This window comes from Rhizobium ruizarguesonis, assembly GCF_017357285.1.
Classification (GTDB): Bacteria; Pseudomonadota; Alphaproteobacteria; order Rhizobiales; family Rhizobiaceae; genus Rhizobium; species Rhizobium ruizarguesonis.
This window is the reverse complement of the sequence record NZ_CP071682.1, coordinates 281,446-299,120: the sequence shown is the minus strand read 5'-3', so window position 1 is coordinate 299,120 and position 17,675 is coordinate 281,446. Positions and strand designations below refer to the sequence as shown.

At 57.3% G+C, this 17,675-nt stretch carries 15 protein-coding genes; 6 read left to right on the top strand and 9 right to left on the bottom strand.

The genetic code is table 11. From position 1 onward, the window contains the following. The first annotated feature begins 75 nt into the window (after positions 1-75). The 6 genes from J3P73_RS35715 (at position 76) to J3P73_RS35690 (ending at position 7,101) form a co-directional block, all read left to right on the top strand. On the top strand, positions 76-1,008 hold the full coding sequence (locus J3P73_RS35715; protein ID WP_207580398.1) for a LysR family transcriptional regulator: 933 nt from the start codon (positions 76-78) through the stop codon (positions 1,006-1,008). Positions 1,009-1,668: 660 nt separating this feature from the next. Continuing rightward, positions 1,669-1,947, top strand: coding sequence for an acyl carrier protein (locus J3P73_RS35710; protein WP_018068347.1), 279 nt, complete (start codon positions 1,669-1,671; stop codon positions 1,945-1,947). Further along, entirely contained in the window at positions 1,948-3,159 is a 1,212-nt protein-coding gene (locus J3P73_RS35705) for a beta-ketoacyl-[acyl-carrier-protein] synthase family protein (RefSeq protein WP_018068346.1), read from the top strand. A gap of 381 nt (positions 3,160-3,540) precedes the next feature. Further along, a complete protein-coding gene (gene nodL, locus J3P73_RS35700) occupies positions 3,541-4,113 on the top strand; it encodes a nodulation O-acetyltransferase NodL (protein WP_018068345.1) in 573 nt (190 codons plus the stop codon). Between the two features lie 599 nt (positions 4,114-4,712). Further along, the gene (glmS, locus tag J3P73_RS35695; RefSeq protein ID WP_164069371.1) at positions 4,713-6,539 is read left to right on the top strand and encodes a glutamine--fructose-6-phosphate transaminase (isomerizing); all 1,827 of its coding nucleotides are present in this window, start codon (positions 4,713-4,715) and stop codon (positions 6,537-6,539) included. A gap of 76 nt (positions 6,540-6,615) precedes the next feature. Next, entirely contained in the window at positions 6,616-7,101 is a 486-nt protein-coding gene (locus J3P73_RS35690; RefSeq protein ID WP_018068343.1) for a MaoC family dehydratase, read from the top strand. A gap of 740 nt (positions 7,102-7,841) precedes the next feature. Here J3P73_RS35690 and J3P73_RS35685 read toward each other — a convergent pair. The 9 genes from J3P73_RS35685 to msuE form a co-directional block, all read right to left on the bottom strand. Beyond that, a complete protein-coding gene (locus J3P73_RS35685) occupies positions 7,842-8,675 on the bottom strand; it encodes a calcium-binding protein (protein ID WP_207580397.1) in 834 nt (277 codons plus the stop codon). 318 nt (positions 8,676-8,993) lie between these two features. Further along, the gene (locus J3P73_RS35680; protein ID WP_028734679.1) at positions 8,994-10,241 is read right to left on the bottom strand and encodes an SfnB family sulfur acquisition oxidoreductase; all 1,248 of its coding nucleotides are present in this window, start codon (positions 10,239-10,241) and stop codon (positions 8,994-8,996) included. Between the two features lie 24 nt (positions 10,242-10,265). Continuing rightward, on the bottom strand, positions 10,266-11,048 hold the full coding sequence (locus tag J3P73_RS35675; protein ID WP_131619062.1) for an ABC transporter ATP-binding protein: 783 nt from the start codon (positions 11,046-11,048) through the stop codon (positions 10,266-10,268). Positions 11,049-11,179: 131 nt separating this feature from the next. Continuing rightward, positions 11,180-12,514, bottom strand: coding sequence for an ABC transporter substrate-binding protein (locus J3P73_RS35670; protein WP_207580396.1), 1,335 nt, complete (start codon positions 12,512-12,514; stop codon positions 11,180-11,182). A 98-nt stretch (positions 12,515-12,612) separates the two neighbouring features. Further along, positions 12,613-13,653 carry a branched-chain amino acid ABC transporter permease gene (locus J3P73_RS35665; protein ID WP_018484270.1) on the bottom strand — a complete coding sequence of 347 codons (1,041 nt, stop codon included), beginning with the start codon at positions 13,651-13,653 and terminating at the stop codon, positions 12,613-12,615. Between the two features lie 3 nt (positions 13,654-13,656). Beyond that, entirely contained in the window at positions 13,657-14,553 is an 897-nt protein-coding gene (locus J3P73_RS35660; RefSeq protein WP_168318707.1) for a branched-chain amino acid ABC transporter permease, read from the bottom strand. Next, positions 14,553-15,467 carry an ABC transporter ATP-binding protein gene (locus J3P73_RS35655; protein ID WP_131619128.1) on the bottom strand — a complete coding sequence of 305 codons (915 nt, stop codon included), beginning with the start codon at positions 15,465-15,467 and terminating at the stop codon, positions 14,553-14,555. Before J3P73_RS35655 ends, J3P73_RS35660 begins: the two co-directional genes overlap by 1 nt. 124 nt (positions 15,468-15,591) lie before the next feature. After that, positions 15,592-16,695 carry a dimethylsulfone monooxygenase SfnG gene (gene sfnG / locus J3P73_RS35650; RefSeq protein WP_018517082.1) on the bottom strand — a complete coding sequence of 368 codons (1,104 nt, stop codon included), beginning with the start codon at positions 16,693-16,695 and terminating at the stop codon, positions 15,592-15,594. A 20-nt stretch (positions 16,696-16,715) separates the two neighbouring features. Then, complete coding sequence (gene msuE / locus J3P73_RS35645) at positions 16,716-17,303, bottom strand: FMN reductase (RefSeq protein WP_131619129.1); 588 nt, start codon at positions 17,301-17,303, stop codon at positions 16,716-16,718. Positions 17,304-17,675: the final 372 nt, after the last annotated feature.

Genomic DNA, 17,675 nt, shown 5'->3' with positions numbered 1-17,675 from the left:
TTTCTATAAGTGATCCGAAAGATTGGTAAAATTGATTGTTTGGATGGCAATCATCTATGGAATGGATATAAACTTATGCGTTTTAAAGGCCTCGATCTTAATCTTCTTGTAGCGCTCGACGCTCTAATGACCGAGCGCAAGCTCACAGCAGCGGCACGCAGCATCAACCTCAGTCAACCCGCGATGAGCGCTGCTATCTCTAGGTTGCGCGACTATTTCCGCGACGACCTTTTTATCATGCAGAGACGGGAGCTAATTCCGACCCCGCGTGCAGAGGCACTTGCCCCCGCTGTTCGCGAGGCCCTCTTGCATATTCAGCTTTCCGTCATCGCATGGGATCCAATAAACCCTGCGGAGTCCGACCGCCGATTCAGAATTATCCTTTCAGATTTCATGGCCTTGGTCTTCTTCGAAAAAATCATAGTGCGCTTAGCTCGGGAGGCGCCAGGGGTCAGCTTCGAGTTGCTGCCACTTGACGACGATCCCGAGGAGCTTCTCCGCCGCGGGGATGTTGATTTTCTGATCCTACCCGATCTATTCATGTCTGGCGCCCATCCGAAGGCAAGGCTTTTCGAAGAGAGACTGGTGTGCGTCGGCTGCTCCACGAACGAGCAGTTGCAAGGGAAGCTCTCCCTGGAGCAATATATGTCCATGGGACATGTTGCGGCTAAGTTCGGACGTGGTCTTAAGCCTTCCGTTGAGCAATGGTTATTGCTGCAGCACGGCCTCAAGAGGCGTATTGAACTCGTCGTCCCGGGGTTTAACTTGATCCCGCCGTTGCTGTCAGGCACTAATCGAATAGCAACCATCCCCCTGCGGCTGGTCAAACATTACGAACAAACTATCCCCCTGCGGATTATTGAGCATCCTTTGCCACTTCTTTCGTTCACTGAGGCTGTCCAATGGCCGGCTCTTCACAACTCTGATCCTGGAAACGTATGGATGCGCGAGATTATGATCCAAGAGGCTTCGCGCATGGAATCCGAGACCGAAAGTTGTACGTCTTAAGCGACCCCCCGGGGTCATTTCACAGCCGCAGTAGTTAGACGGGCGCTGATCATTGGAACCTATGCATTCGGTCCGCAAACGAGGCATCACGTTACAGGCGGGCCCCGCTGCCTCAGCTCATCTAGCGATCGAAGCCATTGTGCCGAGAGCCATCGTTTCTACCTGAAAAGGTGCCATTTGTTTGCTTTCCCTGGCTTAATGCAAAAGTGATCAGAACTCTATTCCTGTCAATTATGTTCGGCTCATTGCTGAAAACCAGCATCACGTCGCGGCGACTTCACCGACCTCCCGCACATGCTTCCTGCGCCGCACTGACAACGCGCCGGCCCGGGAAAGCGGCCAAAGCTCAATTCTTTCGAACGGCGTAATCACGCTTTTCCTGGAGGGTTTGCAACTGCGCCGGCGCATGAATTCAGCTGCGGCAATGCCCGAGCCACAATCCATAGCGTGGATGCTTTTGATCCACACAATCAATTTTACCAATCATTCCACATGATCCATAGCAGGGCAACCGCGCGGTGACGTTCCGGTAAGTTTATCGTTTTCTGTCGTCACTTCGCAGACGAGCCGGAACATCTTCCGATGTTAGCAGCAATTAGATCGAGCCTTCTCGCAAGGCCGTCGGCTTGTCGAAATTAGGCATGATGGAAAGGAATACAAATGGCTGATCAACTCACACTGGAAATTATCAGTGCGATCAATAAGCTCGTCAAAGCGGAAAACGCCGAGAGAACGACCGTAGCGCTCGGCGAAATAACGACTGACACTGAGTTGACTTCGCTTGGCATCGATTCGCTGGGTTTGGCCGATGTCCTTTGGGATCTGGAGCAAATCTACGGCATTAAGATCGAGATGAATACGGCCGATGCCTGGTCGAACCTCAACAATATCGGCGACGTGGTGGAAGCCGTCCGTGGCTTGCTCACCAAGGAGGTCTGAATGGACAGGCGCGTCGTTATCACCGGATTGGGCGGACTGTGCGGACTAGGCACCGATGCTTCCTCTATCTGGACGGAGATGCGCGAAGGCCGCTCCGCCATCGGCCCGATCTCAAACTCAGAGATTCATGAGCTGAAGGGGATGATCGGGACCGAGATCAAGGTGCTGCCTCAACACGACATTGATCGCAAACAGCTCATCTCCATGGACCGCTTCAGCCTGCTTGCCGTGCTTGCAGCTAAAGAAGCCATGCTACAGGCCGGCCTTTCGTGCAATGAAGGAAATGCCCACCGTTTCGGCGCGACAGTGGGCGTTGGCTTTGGCGGCTGGGACGCTACCGAGAAGGCCTACCGCACCCTCCTATTGGGCGGCGCGACCCGCACTGAGCTATTCACTGGGGTAAAGGCAATGCCTAGCGCGGCTGCCTGTCAGGTAAGCATGAACCTCGGGCTGCGGGGGCCAGTCTTCGGTGCCACCTCTGCCTGCGCCTCGGCCAACCATGCGATCGCTTCAGCGGTAGATCAGATCAAGCTCGGTAGGGCGGACGTTATGCTAGCTGGAGGAAGCGACGCGCCACTCGTGTGGATCGTGCTTAAGGCATGGGAAGCAATGCGCGTACTCGCTCCAGATACTTGCCGGCCATTCTCCGCCGACAGGAAAGGACTGGTTTTGGGCGAGGGTGCGGGCATGGCCGTGCTGGAAAGCTATGAGCATGCCGCCGCCCGCGGTGCAACGATGCTTGCCGAGGTCGCCGGCATCGGCCTTTCCGCCGATGCCTACCACATCGCTGCACCAGCTGTGCATGGGCCGGAGGCGGCGATGCGCGCCTGCCTTGTTGATGCGGGTTTAAATGCCGAGGATGTAGACTACCTCAACGCCCATGGCACAGGCACCAAGGCCAACGATCAGATCGAAACGACGGCGATCAAGCGCGTCTTTGGTGACCATGCTCGATCGATGTCCATCTCTTCTACCAAATCCACTCACGCGCACTGCCTCGGGGCAGCAAGTGCGCTAGAAATGATTGCTTGCGTGATGGCGATCCAAGAAGATGTCGTGCCGCCGACCGCCAACTATCGCGAGCCGGATCCCGATTGTGACCTGGACATTACGCCAAATGTGCTCCGGGAGCGTAGGGTGCGCGTGGCCATGAGCAACGCCTTCGCGATGGGCGGCATGAATGCTGTCCTTGCGTTCAAGCAGGTGCAATGAAGTGGGATCGTCACGATTGACCCCTTGTAGGGCCACTTCAAATGCCTGAAGCAGGCGCCGCCGATTCCCGTCAGCAAGGTTTCGCTGCAATTCCCCAGATACTCTCGCGTCTGAAAGATGTTCCTCCGCGCAGCCACGTTACTCCGCTTTCACCACGCGTCGCGGGGAGCTGGTGCCTGACTATTTTCGTCGCCGGAGCTCTCACTCGGCTCGCCGGTCGACTAAAGTTGATGCCTCATCCTTTTCTGCCACGAACAAGGAGTGTTACTATCAATTCCACCTCCGCCTGCGCCCGCCATCGTGCCAGGTGCTAGCTAGCTTGATCGCGAAGTAGGCGCACTCAAGTACCGTCATCCCACGAACAAGATCTGAGAAGAGACGATGACACGCAGCCAAAAAGAAAAAATGCTGGCAGGCGAAATGTACAACGCAGCGGACCCCGAGATCCAAGCCGAGCTGCTCCTCACCGGGGCTTGGCTGAAGCGGTACAATGACACGCTGGGCGACACCGCCGAGCGGTGGAATGCGCTCCTTTTAGAACGATTGGGCGCGGTCGGGCTTGGAGCTGTTATTCGTCCGCCGTTCCACTGTGATTACGGGTTTAACATCCGGATCGGAGCTTGGGTTTACATCAACTACAACTGCGTCATTCTTGACGTGGCAGCGGTGACTATCGGTGACGGAACCGCAATAGGCCCCGCTGTGCAGATTTATACCGCGGACCATCCACATGATCCAGAGCAGCGCCAGGCTGGACTGCAGTTGGGACGACCTGTCAGCATTGGCAGGCACGCCTGGATTGGCGGTGGAGCAATCATTCTCCCGGGGGTGACGATTGGCGATCACGCTGTCATTGGCGCTGGTAGTGTGGTGACGCGAGATGTTCCTGCAGGAAGCACGGCCATGGGAAATCCAGCTCGTGTCAAGCCTGGTGGACGCCCGACGCAATCATAAAAGCAGGCGTTGGGGTAAATCCGGCCGTAAGGGGTAGTTTCTTTGCTTGTGCGAATGGAACTTCTGGGCCGCCATGGCCCTTGCGGTTCCAACTGTCGGCACTTTCACTCCGACGTAAATCTCTTTGCAAATGCGGCTGGGCAGTCGAGCTGACCGGTTCGTGATCACGTTTGCAGGCAAAGGGGCAATTACGACTTAGGGTCAACCCGTAGACGCAGACCGCTTCACCTGTAGAAAAACGAATTGTTTTTTCAGTCCGTGGGCACGATGAAAGACAATTCGTCGTGTCGAATGGACATGCGCGCGCGGCATGTCGTCGGCAAATCCCAATCCCTGTTGACTGGAACATCTTTGTCAGAGGCTACGCCCATCATCAGGGCGTAGCCTATCTGTCGACACTTTGCAGAAGGCATCATTCGCTGCGTGCAGCGTTTATCGAACCTATGAGTACGCCGCATCCATGACGTGGATGATAGCTATCGCAACAATCAATTTTACTAATCTGTTTAGATTTATTAGCACGCGCTGGAGGACACGCACCGAGCGGCGTCCGCCTTCCTGATTACCGGTCGGGGGCTATTGGGACATGGGTGACGAGCATGTGTGGGATTGTTGGCATAGTGGGACATAAGCCCGTGTCGGAGCGGCTGATCGAAGCCTTGGAGCGGCTGGAATATCGCGGCTATGATTCAGCCGGCGTTGCTACGATCTTCGAGGGAGAATTGCACCGACGCCGTGCAGAAGGCAAGCTCGTGAACCTTAAAACGAGATTGAAAAAAGAGCCCCTGAGCGGCACCGTCGGCATTGCGCACACACGATGGGCGACCCATGGCGCACCGACAGAATGCAACGCTCACCCGCACTTTGCCGATGGTGTAGCCGTTGTTCATAACGGCATCATCGAAAATTTTTCCGAGCTGAAGGACGGATTGGCGGAAGTAGGGGTCAAGTTTACGACCGACACGGACACCGAGGTGATTGCACATCTCCTGACAAAATTCCGTCGGGATGGCATGGGATGCCTTGAGGCAATGCATGCCATGTTGAAGTGCGTCAAGGGCGCCTTCGCTCTTGCCATCCTGTTTGAGGATGATCCCGCCACCATTATGGTGGCGCGCAATGGACCACCGTTAGTGATAGGCCACGGCGATGGTGAGATGTTTCTAGGCTCCGACGCGATCGCTCTTGCTCCGTTCACCAATGACATCACATATCTGAACGATGGCGATTGGGCTGTTGTAGGCAAAACGAGTGTCCAGGTTTTCGATATCGAAGGCAAAGTCGTTACGCGCCCGCGGCACAGATCGATTGCTACCGCCGACCTGGTCTGCAAGGGCAATCACCGGCACTTTATGGAGAAGGAAATCTACGAGCAACCCGAGGTCCTCGCCGGTGCTCTTGGTCACTACATCAATGTGAACGAAAATCATGTCAAAGCCATTTCAACCGACATCGGTTTTGCCAGGGTTGAGAGCCTCGCAATTTCTGCCTGCGGCACCGCATACCTTGCGGGACTGATTGGAAAATATTGGTTCGAGCGCTACGCACGCTTGACGGTAGAAATTGATGTCGCCTCCGAATTCCGCTATCGAGAAATCCCATTGTCGCCACGGTCGGCAGCGCTCTTCATCTCTCAATCTGGTGAGACGGCTGACACGCTTGCATCGCTCCGGTATTGCAAAGCACAAGGTCTGAGAATTGGTGCTGTCGTCAATACCCCAGAATCAACTATTGCCCGCGAAGCAGATGCCATCTTTCCGATCCTCGCCGGGCCAGAGATCGGCGTTGCTTCTACCAAGGCATTCACATGCCAGCTTGCTGTTCTCGCTGCGCTAGCCATCGGCGCGGGCAAGGCGCGGGGCACAATCACGGACGACGAGGAACAAGTGCTCGTCCAAAGTTTGGCGACGTTGCCGGGCGTTATGCGACAGGTGCTGAACCACATCAAGCCGAAGATCGAGCTCTTGTCACGGGAATTGTCGCATTACCGCGACGTGATTTATCTCGGCCGCGGCACGAGTTTCCCATTAGCCATGGAAGGTGCGCTGAAGCTCAAGGAGGTCTCCTATATCCATGCTGAAGGTTATGCAGCAGGAGAATTAAAACACGGTCCGATCGCCCTGATCGATGAAAATATGCCAGTCATCGTCATCGCGCCACATGATCGGTTCTTCGATAAGACTGTCTCCAATATGCAGGAAGTGGCCGCCCGCGGCGGCCGCATCATTCTGATCACCGACGAGACGGGAGCTTCGATGTCGAAACTCCCCACCATGCACACTATCGTATTACCCAATGTCGAGGAGATTATCGCGCCGATGATCTTTTCTCTGCCGCTACAGCTTCTTGCGTATCACACGGCGGTGGTCATGGGGGCAGATGTGGACCAGCCGCGGAATCTAGCTAAGTCAGTCACAGTCGAATGATTGTGACGATTGGTTAAATCGCAACTCGCTCCGAGAAAATCCACGACTTGATCAGTCATCAAATAAGTGAGGTCGAATGCACGAACTTTCGCTCGCCGACGTGCCGTCGCGAATTGGCCAGGAACTCGGCAAATCCGAATGGATCACCGTTGATCAAACTACAATCGATCTCTTTGCCGACGCGACACACGATCATCAATTCATCCACGTGCACCCGGAACGCGCGGCAGTCGAAAGCCCGTTTGGTGGCACGATCGCTCATGGCTTCTTAACACTCTCGCTTCTGTCGGCGATGAACTTCAGCGGCATGCCAAGGATCCGCGAGCAGACCATGGGCCTTAACTACGGCTTAGACCGGGTGCGTTTCATGTCACCGGTCAAGACCGGCAGTCGTGTGCGCGGTCGCTTCGTTCTCTCTGAATGTCAATTTCGCGGCGCAAGCATGCTGGTGACCACCTACGAGGTGACGGTCGAGATCGAGAACGAGAACCGACCGGCACTCACTGCCAATTGGATCACGATCATTCAGTTTGACCCGAACGACAGGCCTAAAGGGATTTGACGCCAGCCCGCGCCAGTTGCCTGGTCTACGGATAGCATCGCCATGGACCTACGCGCTGTTTTGCATTAAGCGTCTGTTTTCCCTTACGATCGTGCCTTGCGAACGCCTATTGCTTTCGGCAGGTTGATTAGACTTGCGCCGCAAGCAAAGCGGCAGACTGCATGATGCGCAACATCTTGGAAAGCGTTGTCAGCGAGATGACTAGGCTCGTTCAACGTAAATGATTGTTGAAGTAACGGCGGTTGCTCATTTCCGGCCGAGCAGATCACCGAAGCCTGTTGCCAACGCCAGTATGTTGACGACAGTACTGGTAACGGCAATGCCAACCTTCCTCGACGGAAGACGCACCGCCACCGAGAGGATGTGACCGCGTGGGCCCCTCGCCATGCGCAGCCATCAAACGGGAAATAATCCTGCTAAGGCCCTCAACGCGGACTTTCACTAAGATGGAATTGCTTCGCGGGCCTGTACAGAAGACGGACGCTACGCCGGCGTCGCTCCTGATACCACGCCGGTCTTCAGCAGCAGGGCCAACTCCGCCAGCATCTCACGATCCTCTCGACCAGGGTCACGTCTTTGCGGTTGAACAACGCCGACATTGGACAGCACGCGACCGGCCATTGGACCTTGTTCACGTGCCGGTGCATTCGATCAAAAACTATGTCGTTTCTATTTTAGGTACCGCGCCACGTTAGAAAAGAGAAGCGCCCCAAGGGTGGAACGCTCCTCGGATCTTCGAATTAAATGAAGCCGAAATTTTCCGCCGTAAGCGAGGTAAGATCCGACATGTCGTGCAGATTGTCGACATGAGCGAAGGCATGCGCGTGGTTCGCAGAATCGACATAGGCTAGTGTCGCACCGTGAGTTTTGCCTTCCTGACCGAGAGTTTTTTCATCATGGTAGACAATGATGTCACCGCGGGCTTCGCCGTGAATAGCGGTCGCGGCGGCAGAGCTAGACGTGAACCCTCGATCAGTGATTACCACAACGTGCTCACCGTGCGCGTTCGCGGCCTCGCCATTGTAGAAAGTGTCCACAAATTCGCCTGGGAAACCCTTCGAATGGTTGACGAAATTTGCGCCAAACAGATCCCCTTTACCAAAGTCACCGGCGTCCAGGACAAAACGGTCTTGCTTCGGCTCGAAATCCATCACGGTCGTATAGCAGTGCGTTGTGCCAACCATAGGGTCGTGGAACCGAAACACGAAGGCGTCACCGTCTTTGCCGCCATGCAAAAGATCTGCGCCGTCACCAGCCACAAGGGTATCCCTCCCGGGGCCGCCGTCGAGCCGGTCGTCGCTCTCGCCGCTATGCGGTATTACGCGGGGCGCGTAGGTGGTGTCGCTAAACAACAGGTCGTCATCAAAATCACCAAAGATTGTGTCGGAGCCATCACCGGCTCGGACAATGTCATGGCCCCGACCGGCCTCGATCCTGTCGTGGCCGTCATGAGCCCGAATCAGATCATCGCCGCCGCCGGCTTTAATCCAGTCATTGAAATTGCTTCCATCGATTATGTCCTTGTCATCGGATCCGTAAATAAAGGGGCTGTTATCAGTGCCTTTGAACATCATCGCATATACTCCTTATGAGGCAGCCTGCGCCGCCAGCAGCCCTTATGTTTTCTAAGAGCGAATTAGTGAAATCCATTGTTTTGATGGGAGCGATTTGAATGACGGATGCCAAAATGTCTATCTCGGCGGCACTGTGCGCCCTTCGCGGGGCCGGCAGAATATGAAAAAAAGGCTTGGCGAGATGACAATCGGCGGCCAAGCACCGGCAACAATGTCCGCGACACCTCGTTGACGAAGGCGAAAGCTTCCTCCCTCGTATAAGCTGCAGACGTAATCTGCACAGCACCTGATCTCAAGGTGCTTTACAGATCGAAAACCTCAGCTCCAGGCATGGAGCGGTGGCTTCTCACCATTCAGGAAATACTTACCCAAAATGGCGTACTTCCAGCGGACCGGGTCGTGCAGAGTATGGGTGCGGGCGTTGCGCCAGTGGCGATCAAGCCCGTGCTCTGCAAGGGTCGAGCGCGTTCCTGCCAGTTCGAACAACTTGTTGGTAGCCGCAATCGCGATTTCAGTGGAGAGGATCTTCGCTTCGGCGGTAACGATCTGGGCTTCCGCAACGGTTCCCGCGTTCGGATCGATGATCGCCCGGTCAATGGCATAACCTGCCTTTTCAAGCAGCGCCTGTGCCGCATGCAGTCTTAACGTCAAGTCCCCGATCGCCTGGATTGTGTAGGGATCGTCCCAGGCGTTGTCGACGCCGGAATCCACCCAGGCGCGGCTCTTGGTGCGCACAAAGCTCACGGTCTCGTCAATCGCGGCCTGTGCGATGCCGGTATCGACAGCCACTTGGATAATCTGGAAGATCGCTCCGTCGGCGGTCGGCACTTCATAGCCCTTATAGCCGGGCACGAGATGCGTCTTCGGCACTTTGACATTGTCAAGCAGGACCGTGCCCGACAGCGTGGTACGCTGGCCGAAGGAGGACCAGTCGTCGATGACGGTAAGACCAGGCGCACCGCGCTCGGCAATGGCGTACCAGGCCTTGCCCTCGTCATCCAGCGCCACGATCGGCACCAGATGCGCGAGCAGTGCCCCTGACGAGTAGAATTTCTGGCCGTTGACGACGACATGATCGCCGGCATCGACGAACTTGGTCTCGAAATCCACCGCGCGCTTGGATCCGAATTCGGAGAAGGCATTGCCGAAGCGCGTTCCTTTCAGCACTTCCGCGAATAACAGTTTTTGCTGGGCTGGGCCCGAAACCGTGCGGATCGCTGCCACGACGCCAAGATGGTTCTGCGCAATCTGTCCGATCGATGAATCGGCCGCCGAGATGATCTCGATGACCTTCGCAACCGTCGCATAAGAGACTTCGGGACCGCCGAAGGCCTTCGGCACGTTGATAGACCAAAGCCCGCTCTGCGAAAACGCGTCCAGTTCCTTGACCGGCCAGATGCGGTCGCGGTCGCGCGCTGCCGATTCCTTGACGAACTCTGCCGCAAGTGTCTTGGCGATGGCAATCGCTTCGGCGTCAGTCTTGATGATGTGGGCTGGCTGCGACGGGCGCAGAACAGGTGGCACGGCCTTTGCGGCATTTTCGGCATTTATGGTGGGAAGGGTCATAGTGGATTCTCCTCTTGGATTGGATTAGCTGACAACAGCCGGGATGGAGGGAGCCACGGCCTTTTGGCCGAGGTAGAAGGACTTGATGTCGTCGCGCGCCCGCAGATCGTTCGCATTGCCAGTGAGGACGGCAACGCCGTTTTCGAGAATGATGGCGCGATCGGCATATTTCAGAGCGACGGCAGAGTTCTGCTCCGCCACAAGGATGGAAAGGCCCTCTTCTCGATTGAGGTGGCGAAGTATACGGAAAATGTCCTGGACGACGATCGGCGCCAATCCCATGGATGGCTCGTCAAGCACCAGCAAACGTGGCCGCGACATCAGTGCCCGGCCGATCGCCGTCATCTGTTGCTCGCCGCCCGAGGTCAGGCCGGAGAACGCGCGGCGCTTTTCCCTTAACCTGGGAAAATGCGCGTAGACTTTCTCGATATCTCCAGCAATTTCAGCGCGTGTGCTGCCCCGGCCCAACCCACCAGAGATAAGGTTCTCCTCGACCGTCAGATTGCGAAAGCAATGGCGACCTTCAAGTACCTGCACGAGACCAGCGCGTACCAAGGTGCCGGGGCTTGTGCGTAGGACATCGAGCCCGTCAAACCGGATACTGCCTGAAACGACCTGCCCACGTTCGGCTGGAAGCAGGTTGGACAGCGCCTTGAGCGTTGTCGTCTTGCCGGCGCCGTTGGCGCCGAGGAGTGCCAGGATTTCACCGCGTGCCAGATGGATGTCGACGCCATCGAGGGCCGTGATGGCATGATTGTACGTTGCCTTCAGACCATCGACGGCAAGCAGAGCAGTGTCGTGACCCATGATCGTGTTCCTGTCCATGCCTGAGAGCTGCAATTGAAAAAGGAGAAGGCGCGAGGCTGGGTTGAGAGGGAACAACAGCCATTCCCACGCCTTTGCTTGAAGCCGCGCCCGCCGCGCGCGGCTTCAATGGATCAGTTGGTCGCTGTTTCGGCGTCTGCCGCCGTACGAAGCTTGATGCCCTTTTCCGCAGCGTAAGCCTCCGACGACTTTTCGATGATCGGACGTAGCAATGCCCAGTCCGGCGCGATCCAGTCAGAGACGACGTTCCAGTTCTTCCCATTCCACTGCTGGAACGTCACGTAGCCGTTGCCCTCGTGGTTGTCCCAGGTGACATTGATTGAGTGGAACAGGCCCTTGGCGCCGAGCGCCTCGACACGCGCCGGATCGAGCTGCAGGTGTTCAAACCCCCAGCGGACCTCGTCGCCGGTCAGCGTCCGCTTGCCGAACTTCTCCTGGGCGATACGGATCGCTTCGACATTGAGGATGCCGTTGACGATACCGAGATTGTGATAGACCGAGCCAATGCGGTTCTTATCTTCGAGGTTGCCCTTGCCGGCGTCGTAGATTGTTTTGACGATTTCCTGGACGACCGGATATGCGGCGCCCGATGCCTGGGTGGTGATCGCCGTATAGCCCTTGGCGGCATCGCCAGCGGGGATGACGTCTTCTTCTGAATTGGACCAGACATTGCCGATAATGTGGTCTGCCGGGAAGCCGACCTTCGCTGCGGTCTTCAGCGCGACCGGGTTCATCACGCCCCACCCGCGCAGGACGACGTAGTCCGGCTTGGCGCGCCGGATCGTGAGCCACTGCGACTGCTGTTCGTTGCCGGGATGCGGCACCTCGATCTGCTGCAGTTCGAAACCGTATTTCTTCGCCAGCAGTTCATAGATCGGAATGGTTTCCTTGCCATAGGGCGAGCCGTGATAGAGAACGACGATCTTCTTGCCTTTCAAGCTTTCGAGTCCACCCTCCTTTCCCGCGATATAGTTCACGATGCCGGACGTTTCGCTGTAGGGATTGAGAAGCAGCGGAAAGACGTAAGGGAAAACGCGGCCGTCGGTCGAATCGGTGCGACCATGGTTGATGGTGATCAGCGGCACCTTGTCTGCGGTGATGCGATCGATCATCGCATAGGCAATGCCGACGGAGAGCGGGTTCCAGGCAGCCACGCTCGGGTTGCTCTTGAGGCGCTCGTACGCTTCGACGCCACGCTCGACCTCATACTGCGTTTCAGCTTCCGACCATGTCAACTTGACGCCGTTGACGCCGCCGTCGCGCGTGTTGATCAGATTCAGATAATCAATGAAGCCACCGAAGAAGCCGGTGCCGCCGGCAGCATAGGGGCCGACGCGATAGCTCTGGAGCGGGAAGTATTGTTCATCCGCGTGGGCCATCGGCAGCGCCACCGTAATGGCGAGGCTGGCGGCAAGAGCCACGATCTTGAATTTGGCAAGGATCGTCATTTTTGGACATACTCCGGGTATCGACCGGGCAAGGCGCCGGTTCGGGTTGATCTGATGAAGGCTGTTGGTATTTCAGAGCTTTGAAGGCTCCGTTTCGATCAGGACCGCACGATCGCGGCGCCGATGCGTTTTCGAACCCGGTCCCAAAGCGCGACAAGCCCATCCGGTTCGAGGATCAGAAAGAGAATGATGAGTGCGCCGAGCACGATGCGCTGGCTCATATCGAGCACGCCCGAATTGAAGATGTCGCCGAGCAGGAACGAACCAAGCCGCGACAGGACTAGTGGAAAAACAACGATCAACGCCGCTCCAAAAAAGGCCCCCCGGATCGAGGCAAGCCCACCGATGATGACGATGAACAGGATCTGGAATGAGCGGTCGAGATTGAAGCCGGCAGGCTCGACCGTGCGGAGATAGGCGAAGGCCCACAGGACGCCGGCAATTCCGATGATGAAGGAGGAGACCGCGAAGGCCAGAAGCTTGGTCTTCAGCACCGGCACGCCAATGATCCGCGCCGCTGTCTCGTTGTCGCGCACGGCAATGAAATTGCGGCCGGTCTGCGAATTCATCAATCGATAGGTCAGCACCGTGAGGACGGTGACCACCGTCAGCGCTAAATAATATCGTCCGACCGGGCCATCGAAGACAAGGCCGGAGACCGAAAGCTGCGGCGCATCGATCACGCCGGATGCGGAATCGTTGGAGAACCAGCTGAATTTGGTCAGCGCCCACTGTACGAAAAACTGCGCGGCGAGGGTCGAAACCGCAAGGTAAAAGCCCTTGAGGCGCAGGCTTGGGAGGCCGAACACCAGGCCGATACCGGCGGCTGCTAAACCCGCAAGAACCATGCTGACGATCAAAGGCAGACCGTCGACGCGAAGGTTGAAATTGAACGCGGCGAAGGCGCCAACCGCCATGAAGGCAGCACTTCCAAGCGACACCTGCCCCGCATAACCCGTCAGGACATTGAGACCGAGGCCGGCGAGGCTGAGCGCCAGGAACGGCAGCAGGATAGCCTCGAACAGATAGTCGGACCCGAGAAGCGGCACAACGACATAGGCAATGGCAAGCGAGGCCAGTGGCGTCGCCCAGCGGGCGGGGAAACTGTATGCCGGAAGATCATGAGTGATCGTGGACATCGGTCAGACCCTTTCCACGAGCTTCTGGCCAAACAGGCCGGAAGGTCGCACGAGGAGGAAGGCGAGCGCGATGACATAGGCAAACCAGCCCTCGATACCGCCGCCAAAATATTCACCAATATAGACCTCGGCCAGCTTCTCGGACGCACCGATCAACAGTCCGCCGACGATCGCACCGAGGATCGAGTCAAAGCCGCCGAGCACAAGAACAGGCAGAGCCTTCAGGACGATCAGCGACAGGGAGAATTGCACTCCGACGCGGGCTCCCCACAACAGGCCGGCGACCAGCGCCACTAGGCCTGCAGCCGCCCACACCGTCGCCCAGATCCAGGGGAGCCTCAATCCGACGGTGAGCGCCGCGAACTGGTCGTCGGCGACGGCGCGAAAACCAAGCCCGATGCGGGTGTAACGGAAGAAGAGAGAAAGCAGCAGCACCATGGAGGCGGCAACGACGGCTGCGAAGATGTCGAACTGACTGATGTAGACACCACCGACGTCGAACGGCACGTCCTCGATACCGAGGTTAAGGCCGTGCACCTGCGTGCCCCAGATCAACTGCGCCGCCCCCTCGATGATGTAGGAGAGGCCAAGCGTCGCCATGAAGAGCGTGATCGGCGGCTTGTTGGTCAGCGGCCTTAACACCGTGCGCTCGACGGCTATTCCGATAACGACCATGATCGCGAAGGTAATAGTGAATGCCAGCGGGAAGGAAATGCCCCGTTCTGTCAGGCTGACGAAGGTCAACGCCGCGAACAGAAGCATCGCCCCTTGCGCAAAATTAAGAACGCCGGATGTCTTGTAGATCAGCACGAAGCCGATCGCGACCAGCGAATACATGACGCCGGACAGAAGGCCGCCGACGAGGACCTCGGTGAAGAACAGCCAGTCGAAATCAGCCATTAGATGCCCTCCCCGTTTTCGTTCTCAGGGGCGACACCGAGATAGGCATCGATCACGCGCTGGTCGCGCTGGACCTCGTGGGGCGTTCCATCGGCGATCTTGCGGCCGTAGTCGAGCACGGCGACGCGGTCGGAGAGGTCCATGACGACCCCGATATCGTGCTCGATCAGCACGACGGTGGTACCGAACCTGTCACGGGCGGCGCGCACGAAACCGGCCATCTCGTTCTTTTCCGTCGCCGTCATGCCGGCCATCGGCTCATCGAGCAGCAGGATGTCGGGCTCGGCCACCAGCGCGCGCGCCAATTCCACCCGCTTTTGCAAACCATAAGGCAGTGTACCGGCCAGACGATCGCCGAAATGCGAGAGGTGGAGGAACTCGAGCACGTTCAAGGCCCGACTGCGGGCATCCGTCTGTTCCGTGCGGGCACGACCGAGGCCGACGATCTGTTCGATGAAGCTCGACCGCGTCGTGTGCGCCCGACCAATGACGACATTGTCGAGAACGCTCAAGCCCTTGAACAAGGCCAGATTTTGAAACGTGCGGGCAATACCCAAACGGGCGAGCTTCTGTGTCGGGACCTGGGTGTAGAGGCGCCCGGAGAGCCGCACATGACCGCGATCCGATCGGTACACGCCGCTGATCACGTTGATGATTGAGCTCTTGCCCGCGCCGTTCGGCCCGATAATGGCGAGGATTTCTCCCCGACGCGCTGACAGATCGATGTCCGTCAGGGCGACGACACCGCCGAACGACAAGGTCACCCCGACAAGATCTAGAATTGTCTCACTTGTGGTCGCTTGCCGCTCGCCGTCCTGGCGCAGCTGACCGTCAAGTCCAGCCAAGTGCTCCTGTATTTCCGGCGGAAAAGGCGCGGAACCCAGCGATCCAAAAGCCAATGTCATCGTGCGCATGCCCCCGTTTTCCATTACGCCCAGTCGATAGCTTTTTGCGCAATATCCCGCCCGCAGGTGTCGCCATCTGCGGCTCCGTTATTCCCCGTGGCGGCCGAAAACCGGCCGCCTGTCTCATGATGACTTATTCCGCAGCAATTGCGCTCGAAGCTTCGGCCTCTTCGATCGCCCGCACCAGCGGGATCACGTGTTTGCCGAAATACTCGACCTCTTCCTGGAAATGCAGGAAGCCGAGCAGGATGAGATCGGCCCCGGCACGCTTTAGATCGACCACACGCCGCGCCACCTGCTCCGGCGTACCGATCAGGTTGGAGCGGAAGCCGTCATTATATTGGACCAGATCTTCGAAGGAGGATTTCGCCCAGTTGCCCTCGCCTTCAGGCGACGCCTTTCCGGCATTCTTGACCTCGTGGCCAAAGGCATTGACCGCGTCCGGATTGGCCTTCTCGATGATTTCGGCAAGGACGGACCTTGCCTCTTCCTCGGTCTCGCGGACGATGGCGAAAGCGTTGACGCCAACGCGGACGGAATGACCGTTGCCCTTGGCCTTGCCCTGAATGTCAGCGACCTGCTTGCCGATTTCCTCTGGCGTGTTGCCATTGGTGAAGTACCAGTCGGAAACGCGCGATGCCATGTCGCGCGCGGCGCGCGAGGAGCCCCCCTGGAAGATTTCCGGCTGCGGATCGATCGGCTTGGGCTTCAGCGAATAATTGTTGAAGCGATAGAAATCGCCGTGGAACGTGAAATTATCCTCGGTCCAGATACCACGTAGCGCGCGGATGAATTCCTCCGAGCGGCGGTAGCGCTCGTCATGATCTAACCAGTGCTCGCCGATCGCGTGGAACTCGCCGCGGAACCAGCCACTCACGACATTGACGGCGACACGGCCATTGGTGAGGTGATTGATCGTGGCAATCTGCTTGGCCGCCAGTGTTGGGTTCCACGGTCCCGGCAGAATGGCTGCGATCACCTTTAGTGTCGTCGTGGATTCCAGCAGTGCATGGCTAAAGGAGACTGATTCATGCTGGAACTCGGCGCCGTAACCGGCGGTGAAGCGAATCTGGCTCAGTGCGTAATCGAAGCCGCTCGCCTCGGCGATTTGCGCCAGCTTTCTGTTGTACTCGATCGTCCAGCTGGTGCGTTGCTCGATGTTGGAAATGACGAGGCCGCCCGAAACATTGGGCACCCAGTATGCAAATTTGACCGGCTCTCTACTGGCATAGGACATGGTACTCTCCCTTAAAATGGCTAGGCTGACGCGGCGACGAGCGCTGGACGGTTTCCACGAGCGCGGGCGGCGGCAGTGTGATCGGCGACGGGCAGCACCTGCGCGAGTTCCGAAACGGCGCGCTCAATACGCTCGCGAAGCACAGGGCTGGTGATCTCATAATCCACGAAATCGGATTCGGTGGCGTAGATCGAAGTCGGCAGCGTCAGGGCGTTGAAGAAGCCGAACAGCGGGCGCAACTGATGTTCAGTCATCAAACCGTGCAGCGGTGTGCCGCCTGTGGCAGCTAGAATGACCCGCTTGCCGGTCAGCGCGCGGTAGTCAACAAGATCGAAAAGATGCTTGAGGGCGCCCGTATACGATGCCCGGTAGACCGGCGACCCGACAACCAGGACATCAGCCGCCTCGACGGCGTCGATAATCGCACGCCCCGCGGCATCCAGCTGGTCGGATCGAAGCGCCCTGAATAGAATCGGAGCAGCGTCAAACAGCTCTATGGTTCGGCTTTCGAGGCCCAGCTTCGATGCCGCTGCAACGACGACGGCCTCCACAACAGAGGCAGTTCGCGACGGCTGCTTGACATTGCCCGATAGACCCAGAATTTTCATTTCGCAAAACCTCATTTGTTGTCATAGTCTATATATTTAATATACTAATGATAACGACAGGATGCTAATATTCCTTCCAGTTGTGGAATTCTGATCCTGAAATCGAGCATGCCGGCCGAAATAATAACTAAGCAGCCCGTGCGCGGAGCCTCTATGTGGCGTGACTTCGGCGCGCCATTGGCCACCAACCGGTGTGCTGAAGATAATCGTCTTATAGGAATTCGAACCACCGCCAAAAGTCTAAGCGGACGATTTCCCCTTAGATGCCTCCGTTCCCTCGATCTGACATTTGAGATCTGATCTGCTGGTCCTGAAGGGAGCCGAACCGGTGGCTCGTTAGAAGAATTTCAAGGCACTAATTAATTGGGTTAT

Bases quoted from the DNA above. Each gene is read 5' to 3' on its own strand.
- J3P73_RS35715 (WP_207580398.1), top strand. From the start codon at position 76: ATGCGTTTTAAAGGCCTCGATCTTAATCTTCTTGTAGCGCTCGACGCT.
- J3P73_RS35710 (WP_018068347.1), top strand. From the start codon at position 1,669: ATGGCTGATCAACTCACACTGGAAATTATCAGTGCGATCAATAAGCTC.
- J3P73_RS35705 (WP_018068346.1), top strand. From the start codon at position 1,948: ATGGACAGGCGCGTCGTTATCACCGGATTGGGCGGACTGTGCGGACTA.
- nodL (WP_018068345.1), top strand. From the start codon at position 3,541: ATGACACGCAGCCAAAAAGAAAAAATGCTGGCAGGCGAAATGTACAAC.
- glmS (WP_164069371.1), top strand. From the start codon at position 4,713: ATGTGTGGGATTGTTGGCATAGTGGGACATAAGCCCGTGTCGGAGCGG.
- J3P73_RS35690 (WP_018068343.1), top strand. From the start codon at position 6,616: ATGCACGAACTTTCGCTCGCCGACGTGCCGTCGCGAATTGGCCAGGAA.
- J3P73_RS35685 (WP_207580397.1), bottom strand. From the start codon at position 8,675: ATGATGTTCAAAGGCACTGATAACAGCCCCTTTATTTACGGATCCGAT.
- J3P73_RS35680 (WP_028734679.1), bottom strand. From the start codon at position 10,241: ATGACCCTTCCCACCATAAATGCCGAAAATGCCGCAAAGGCCGTGCCA.
- J3P73_RS35675 (WP_131619062.1), bottom strand. From the start codon at position 11,048: ATGGGTCACGACACTGCTCTGCTTGCCGTCGATGGTCTGAAGGCAACG.
- J3P73_RS35670 (WP_207580396.1), bottom strand. From the start codon at position 12,514: ATGACGATCCTTGCCAAATTCAAGATCGTGGCTCTTGCCGCCAGCCTC.
- J3P73_RS35665 (WP_018484270.1), bottom strand. From the start codon at position 13,653: ATGTCCACGATCACTCATGATCTTCCGGCATACAGTTTCCCCGCCCGC.
- J3P73_RS35660 (WP_168318707.1), bottom strand. From the start codon at position 14,553: ATGGCTGATTTCGACTGGCTGTTCTTCACCGAGGTCCTCGTCGGCGGC.
- J3P73_RS35655 (WP_131619128.1), bottom strand. From the start codon at position 15,467: ATGCGCACGATGACATTGGCTTTTGGATCGCTGGGTTCCGCGCCTTTT.
- sfnG (WP_018517082.1), bottom strand. From the start codon at position 16,695: ATGTCCTATGCCAGTAGAGAGCCGGTCAAATTTGCATACTGGGTGCCC.
- msuE (WP_131619129.1), bottom strand. From the start codon at position 17,303: ATGAAAATTCTGGGTCTATCGGGCAATGTCAAGCAGCCGTCGCGAACT.